The following is a 7,158-nucleotide window of genomic DNA, read 5'->3' on the forward strand; positions in this document are numbered from 1 at the left end:
CCGCGGCACCTACAACTTCCAGTGGAAGATGCTGCGCGAGGGTGTGGCCTGGTTCGGCGGGCTCTCCACCAACCAGGTGATCACCGTCCAGTAGTCAGTCCCTCCTCCTACCCCTCTCCCCTCGGGAGAGGGGCGAGGTGAGGGGATCGAGAATCCCGCTGCCAGAGGGAGGGGGCAATCGGGCGGTGTCTTCTCGTCACTTCGTTCTCGAGGGCCCTCTGCCTCAGGAGGAGGACCTCATGGAGGCCATCAACCCTCTCCCCATTCAGGACCCGCTCACCCGCGTCGCCCCGCCGGACGGGCTGGGACGCCACCGTCCTGGCAGGGGCGCACTTTGGGCGAAGGTGCAAGGAATGGAGGCCACCCTCCGCTTCCTGGAGAGCCATCCCCAGGTGACCGCCGGGAGGCGCCTGCAGCTCGGGCAGCTCATCGAGCGTCTGGCTCAAGCCAGGAAGTGCATCGCCGGACGCAGGTTCTTCCAGTCGAATGACGACATGTGCCTGGGGCTCGTCCACGAGCTGGAGGCGGACCTGCTGCTCATCATGCCGCTGGACATGCTCGGCATGGAGGCACAGCGGGTGGAGGAGCAGTTCCGGCGCAACATCGACGATCCCATCGCACGCGCGACGTGGTTGGGCTCGAGGAAGCGACCCGGTCCGCTCCGCGTCACGGCCCAGTGGATGATCCAGAAGGCTGGCCGGGTGGAGGGCCTGGGCACCGAGGAAACGGCGCAGCTGCTCTCGGCCCGTCATGTCCTTCGGAATGCGCTCCGGATGGTCAATGAGCACGCGGACCTGCACACCCGGCAGCTCTCCTTCGCCCTGCAGATCCGCATCTGGAGCTGTGTGTTGCTCGTGTTGATGTTCCTGGGCTCCCTGCTGCTCCAGGAGGGGCTCTGGCTCCAAAACGGCGGGGAGGCACGGGCCGAGCTGCTCAGCCTCGTCATCCTGGGCGCGGCAGGTGCCATCGTGGCCAACATGCTCTCGGAGACACCCGTGCTCGTCTCGAGCGGTCCTCTCTGGAGGCATGTGGCCTACTACCTGCTCGTCAGGCCCTCGCTCGGGGCCTTCGCCGCGTTCCTGTTCTACCTGCTGGCGCGCTCCCAGCTCCTCTTTGGTTTCGAGGTCGGGAATGGCGACGTGCAACAGGGCCAGCCCCCCATCCGCATCGCGCTCGGCGGCGCGCAGGCCATTGACTATGCCTACGCCCTCATCTCCATCGCGGTGGGCTTCTCCGCCGAGAAGCTCCTGGGCGCGACCATGGATGGGGTGTTGGGCAGGTTGTTCAGCGTCGCGGAGCAGTCCGTGACCTCCACGCGCGTGCCCTCCGCCGCCGGCACCGGCCCCCGGGTGTCCGGCTCCCGGGTGTCAGACGACTCGTAAAGGGCGAGGTGTCGGAACGAGTCCTTTGAGACCAGGCACCTGGAAGAAAGGGACGGCCTTCAGAGCCGGGTGCCGCAGTACTTGCAGTGGGCCGCGTCGGCATCGTGGCCCTGGACGCCGCAGCCGGGGCACGCCTGGGTGGTGACGGGTCCATGCCGGGTGGCCGCCGCCAGCTCCACCGAGACGATGCCCGTGGGCACCGCCAGCACGCCGTAGCCCATCACCATCAGCACCGAGGCGATGAACTGTCCGGGCACCGTCTTGGGGGTGATGTCCCCGAACCCCACCGTCGTCATGGTCACGATGGCCCAGTACATCCCGCGCGGAATGCTGTCGAAGCCGTGCTGCTCGCCCTCCACGAAGTACATCACCGCCCCCATGACGACCACGGTGCTGAGCACCGCCCCGAGGAACACGGTGATCTTCTGCCGGCTGGCCCGCAGGGCCGTGAGCAGCACCTCCGCCTCTCCCAGGAAGCTCGCCAGCTTGAGCACGCGGAAGACGCGCAGCATGCGCAGCACCCGCACCACCAGCAGCGAGTGCGCGCCGGGCATCACCAGGCTCAAGTAGGAGGGCAGGATGGCCAGCAGATCCACCAGGCCGAAGAAGCTCCGGGCGTAGAGCAGCGGCCGGCGCACGGAGAAGAGCCGCAGCCCGTACTCCACCGTGAAGAGGCCGGTGAAGCACCACTCCACCCAGCGGATCGTCTGGCCATGCTCCACGCGGATGGAGCGCACACTCTCCAGAATCACCGCCAGGACGCTCAAGAGGATGGCCACCAGCAGGCCCACGTCGAAGGCCCTTCCCGCCGGGGTGTCCGCCTCGAAGATGATTTCGTGCAACCGCGCCCGGATTCCCGGCGGCGGGCTCTGCTCGGAGGGAAACGCCACGCCCTCAGTCTAGTGGAGCGACACGTCTCGTCATAGACCGCACCCCCATGTGCGTGGGTGGAGGGCCTCGACGGACTTCTCCCTCAACGCGTCTCGGGAACGCGCTCGACCGACAGCTCGTCGAAGTTCACGTCCAGCAGCTTGGGTTGATCGAACGCGAAGCCCTTGAGCTTCCCCCTCGCATCCAGAGCGAACGTCAGGAAGCCCTTGGGGAAGTTCATCGGATCCCTCCAATGGAGGCGGAAGGTGTCGTATTGCCAGTGCTCCAGGTCGGCCGTGAACGAGGGGCTGTGGCTGAACCTGAGCACCAGCCTTCCGTCCTCCTGGGCGATGGAGAGGTCTCCGTACATGCGGTCCCGGTAGTTGCCGGCATAGCGTCCCAGCTCGAGCGAGGGCTTCGTCCCCTGGACCCGAGCCGCCACCAGCGTGGCCTCGGCGTCCTTCGCCTGTTGCTCGCCTTCCGCGCGGTACTTCAGCAGGACCCGGGCCCAGTCGGTCTCCGGTGCGCCGAGCCAGGCATCGAGGATGCGCAGCGCCACCCCGTTGAAGATGCCGCCATCCTGGTGCGCGAGGACCGTGATGCCGAGGTTCTCCTCCGGCACGAGCATCACGACCGCGGTCATCCCATCCATGCCGCCCGTGTGCGAGACGAGCTTGCGCCCGCGGTAATCGCGCAGGAACCAGCCGAGCCCATAGGCGCGGAACCTGGGGTCCACGGGCTTGAACTCGGGCCGGGTCGAAGGCGGAATGGGCAGGCTCATCTGGGGGGTGAAGAGCTCGCGGGCGACCTTCTCGCCGTAGAGCTTCTTGCCCTCCAGGGTGCCTCCGGCCAGCAGCAGGTGCATGTACCGGGACATGTCCTGGGCGCTGGAGAGGATGGAGCCGGCGGGGCCGAGCGCGTCGGAGTCGCGATACGCGATGGCCACCGGCTTGCCGTCGATGCGCACGTGCGGCAGGGCGAGGTTCTTCGCCTTCTTCAGGTCGCGATAGAGCGAGTTGCTCTCCTTCATCCCGAGCGGGGTGAAGATGCGCTCGCGGATGAAGTCGTCCCAGCTCTTTCCGGAGACGGCCCGGACGACCTCGCCCGCCGCCATGTACGTCACGTTCTGGTAGGCATAGGTGCTACGGAAGCTGGAGGCCGGTTTGATGTAGCGCAGCCGCTTGAGCACTTCCTCGCGGCTGTAGTCCGAGCCGTACCAGAGGATGCCACCGCTCACGTCGGGCAGTCCGCTGCGGTGGGTGAGCAGATCCCGCACGGTGAGCTCGCGCGTGACGTAGGGGTCATGGAGCTGGAGGTAGGGGAGGTACTGGCTGACGGGGTCGTCCCAGGCGAGCTTGCCCTCCTCCACCAGCATTCCCAGGGCCAGGGCGGTGAAGGATTTCGAGATGGAGCCGATGGAGAAGAGGGTGTGCGCGTCGACGGGCGCGGACTTGCCCACCTCGCGAACGCCATACCCCTTGGAGAGGACCACCTTGCCGTCCTTCACGACCGAGACGGCCAGACCCGGCACGTTCCACTCGCGCAGGGCGGTGTGGGCGTAGTCGTCGAAGCCCGAGAGGGGCGCCGCCTGCCCGGAGGCGGAGGAGCCGCCGAGCAACAGGATGAGCGCGCAGAGCAGGGGGACTACGGCGGCACGTCGATGCATCAGCCAGGCTCCTGGGTTGAAGGCGTCCTCGCCCTATATCGCTCGGGGGGCGCCAGGAACACCCGCGTCCCCTCCTGGAAAGTGGTGCCCGCCCGGTGCATTCTCAACGCCGGGTTTCTCCCTTGGGGGACATGTGGCGCGGCTCGGTTGGCTTCACCTCTCGGATCTCCACATGGGGGCCCGGAGTTCTCGGTTGCTTCGCCCCGAATACCGGGAAGCGTTCGAGCAGGACCTCCGGAGGATGCACGCACGTTCGGGTCCCTGGGACCTGGTGCTCATCTCGGGAGACCTCACGCTCACTGGCAGCGCGCGGGAGTTCGCCGTGTTGCAGTCCACCTTGAGCTCCCTGTGGAGCTATCTCCGCGGCCTGGGGTCGGACCCCTGCCTGCTCGTCGTGCCGGGCAATCACGACTTCGAGCAGGGCCAGCACCTGGCCTGGAACGCGAACACGGTGGTCCGCTACCAGCACGCCGAGGTGAGGAAGGCCCTCCGAGGTTCCGGCGCGAGTGAGATCGCGCGGCACATCCGGGGCGGTCTCCATTCCTTCAACGAGTGGTTCAATGCCTGGCGTAAGGGGCATCCCTCTTCCGTGCTCCAGGGCTTTCGCGACGGCCTGCTCCCAGGAGATTTCTGCGCGACCGTCGCCAGCGCGGGCCTGAAGGTGGGAGTCGTTGGCCTCAACTCCAGCTTCTGGAGCGACACGGCTGCCTTGTATGAGCTCGACCTGGAGCAGGTCGAAGTGGCGACGGGTCTGCACCCACGAGGATGGGCGCATGGACACGACCTCGTGCTGCTCCTGACCCACCACCCGCCCTCGATGCTGCGCTCCAAGGGGCTGGAGCGCGTCCACGAGGCGCTGACCCCATCGAGCGGACTCCTGTTGCACCTGTGTGGCAGCGGGAACAAGGAGGAGGGGGCCTACACGCGTGGGCCCTCGGGCCGCTCTGTCGTCATCCAGGCCTCCTCGCTTTTCAGTGGCATGGTGGTCGGGGGCGGAGACGAGGGAGCGTGGAGCCGCTGGGGATACACCGTGGGAGTCCTCGATGGAGCCGGTACGGGAGAGCGGCTCCGGCTCTTCCCGCGCATCGCCTCGTCCACGAAGGGCGCGACCGTGATGGGCCCTGATGAGCGGGGAGGGGTCGGGCCGGACGAGGCCCTCGAAATGCCTCTCTCGGCCCTGGGGCGGCGCGATACCCAGGACGCGGCTCACGCGTCGCTGCTGGAGATGCTGGGGTCGGACAGCGACGCCTCGGACCTTCCGACCCCACGGCTTCCGCCTGGAGTGAAGCTCCAGAGGCTGCTGGATACCGGTCGCGAGGCGGTCGCTGGGCTGGCCTGGGCACCCGCTGGCGATGCGCTCGGGATTGGTCTGGCCAGTGGCGCTCTCACCTACTGGAAGCTGGCCAAGGACGTGCCGAAGTGGATGATCTCCGCGCACCTCTCCGAAGTCGTGGATCTGAGCTTCTCGCCGGACGGAAAGTCCCTGGCCGCCCGCTCCCGGCATCATGTGAGCTTGTTGCCGGTGGCCGGGAGCCTGCGCAAGACGCCCATGGCCCTGGTGACTGAAGGCCAGTGGGTGGACTGGTCCTCCAGGGGACTGCTCGTGACGGATAGGGAGCAGGGATCCCTCCAGTTCTGGAGCACCCGGACTGGAACTCAGGTGGGCCGGGCACGAATCGCTCACGGGCCGAGAGAGCTGTACTCCCTCGCGTGGTCACCCGATGGACGGGTGCTCGCGTGTGGTGGAAAGGGCCCCACGAGTCTCGTGCTCCTGCGAGTGACGCTCGGGGGCGACTCCGTCCTCGTGCACCAGCTGGCGGGACTGGGTCTTCAGAGCGATGTCCTCGAGATGGCGTGGATGCCCGGCTCCTCCCGTCTCGCCCTGGCCTGTCGGGGCGGCACCCTCCACATCTGGGATACCGAGCGGCTCGAAGCGGTGGCCGTGCTGGAGGGCCACCGGGGCGAGGTCGCGAACGTCACCTTCTCTTTCGACGGGCGTCTGCTCGCCTCCAAATCGAGCGATGGCTCCATCCGGGTGTGGCGCACGGATACCTGGGAGCCCGTGGCCGAGATCGAGGAGCCCGTCCCGAGCCCGTCGTCCGGGGGGCTGGTCTTCTCCCCGACGAAACATGTCCTGGCCAGCCCGGGCCCCGGGGGCCGCGGAGTGCTGCTCTTGGAACTCGACCTGCCCACCCTGCTGCGCTCCCAGGCGCCGGCCCCCACCGTCCACGAGGTCAGCGCCAAGGTCGTGCTGGTGGGAGAGGGGCGCGCGGGCAAGAGCTGTGTGGCCCTGCGCATGGTCAAGGACGAGTACGAGGAACTGGATTCCACCCACGGCATGCGGTTCTGGTCGCTGCCCGCCGAGCCGTCCTCCGCGACGGGGGGCACGAGTGGGGTGCAACGGGAGATCATCCTGTGGGACCTCGGCGGGCAGAGCGAGTACCAGCTCGTGCACCAGCTCTTCCTCCGGGACTCGACCGTGGCCCTGATGATGATGGAGCCCGGACGCGGGGAGCGGGCCCTGGAGGAGATCGAGGGGTGGAACCGGCGCCTGCTGGCACAGTCCGGTGAGCGGAACATCCGCAAGCTCCTGGTGGGCACCAAGGTGGACAACGCCGAGGCCCCGGTGAACCACCCCGCGCTCGAGGGCCTGGTGCAACGGCTCGGGTTCGAGTCGTACGTGCTGACGAGCGCGAAGAAGGGGCAGGGCATTCCCGAGCTGAAGGAGGCCCTGGGGCGGGCCATCGACTGGGACTCGCTGGAGAAGGTCAGCCGCCCCGAGCTGTTCCAGTGCATCCGCGAACTCATCCAACGGCTGCGCGAGGCGAAGCGGGTGGTGCTGACCTTCTTCGAGCTGGAGAGCGAGCTGCGTCGGGAGCTGGGCAGCTCCTTCGAGCCGGAGGCGCTCCAGGCCGTCGTGGGCCATCTCACCCGGCAGGGGCGGGTCGCGGACACCCGGATGGCGGGCGGGACGCGGGTGCTCATCCTGGAGGTCGAGCAGCTCGAGCGTTACGCGGGCTCGCTCATCGTCGCCGCGCGGGAGAACCCCCACGGCGTCCCCGCCATCGAGGTGGCGAAGGTCCTGTCCCCCAAGATGAAGTTCCCGCGCATCAAGCCCGAGGAACGGCTGACCGAGGACCAGGAGCTGGCGGTGCTCAGCTGTGTCATCGAGTTGCTCATCGAACACGGCGTCTGCCTGCGCCACGAGGGGTTGCTCATCTTCCCGTCGCTCTTCCAGCC

General features: G+C 67.8%; 4 protein-coding genes. 2 read left to right on the top strand and 2 right to left on the bottom strand.

From position 1 onward, the window contains the following. Positions 1–353: 353 nt before the first annotated feature. A complete protein-coding gene (locus VF794_RS37965) occupies positions 354–1,382 on the top strand; it encodes a hypothetical protein (protein WP_331118290.1) in 1,029 nt (342 codons plus the stop codon). 59 nt (positions 1,383–1,441) lie between these two features. On the opposite strand, the gene VF794_RS37970 is transcribed toward VF794_RS37965, so the two are convergent. Beyond that, entirely contained in the window at positions 1,442–2,272 is an 831-nt protein-coding gene (locus VF794_RS37970) for an ion transporter (protein WP_331118292.1), read from the bottom strand. Between the two features lie 83 nt (positions 2,273–2,355). After that, on the bottom strand, positions 2,356–3,918 hold the full coding sequence (locus VF794_RS37975) for a serine hydrolase (protein ID WP_331118293.1): 1,563 nt from the start codon (positions 3,916–3,918) through the stop codon (positions 2,356–2,358). A 172-nt stretch (positions 3,919–4,090) separates the two neighbouring features. Between VF794_RS37975 and VF794_RS37980 the strand changes: the two genes are divergently transcribed. Next, the coding region (locus tag VF794_RS37980; protein WP_331118295.1) for a metallophosphoesterase at positions 4,091–7,158 on the top strand (3,068 nt) is incomplete at its 3' end.

Origin of the sequence: Archangium sp., assembly GCF_036389735.1 — a bacterium.
Classification (GTDB): Bacteria; Myxococcota; Myxococcia; order Myxococcales; family Myxococcaceae; genus Archangium.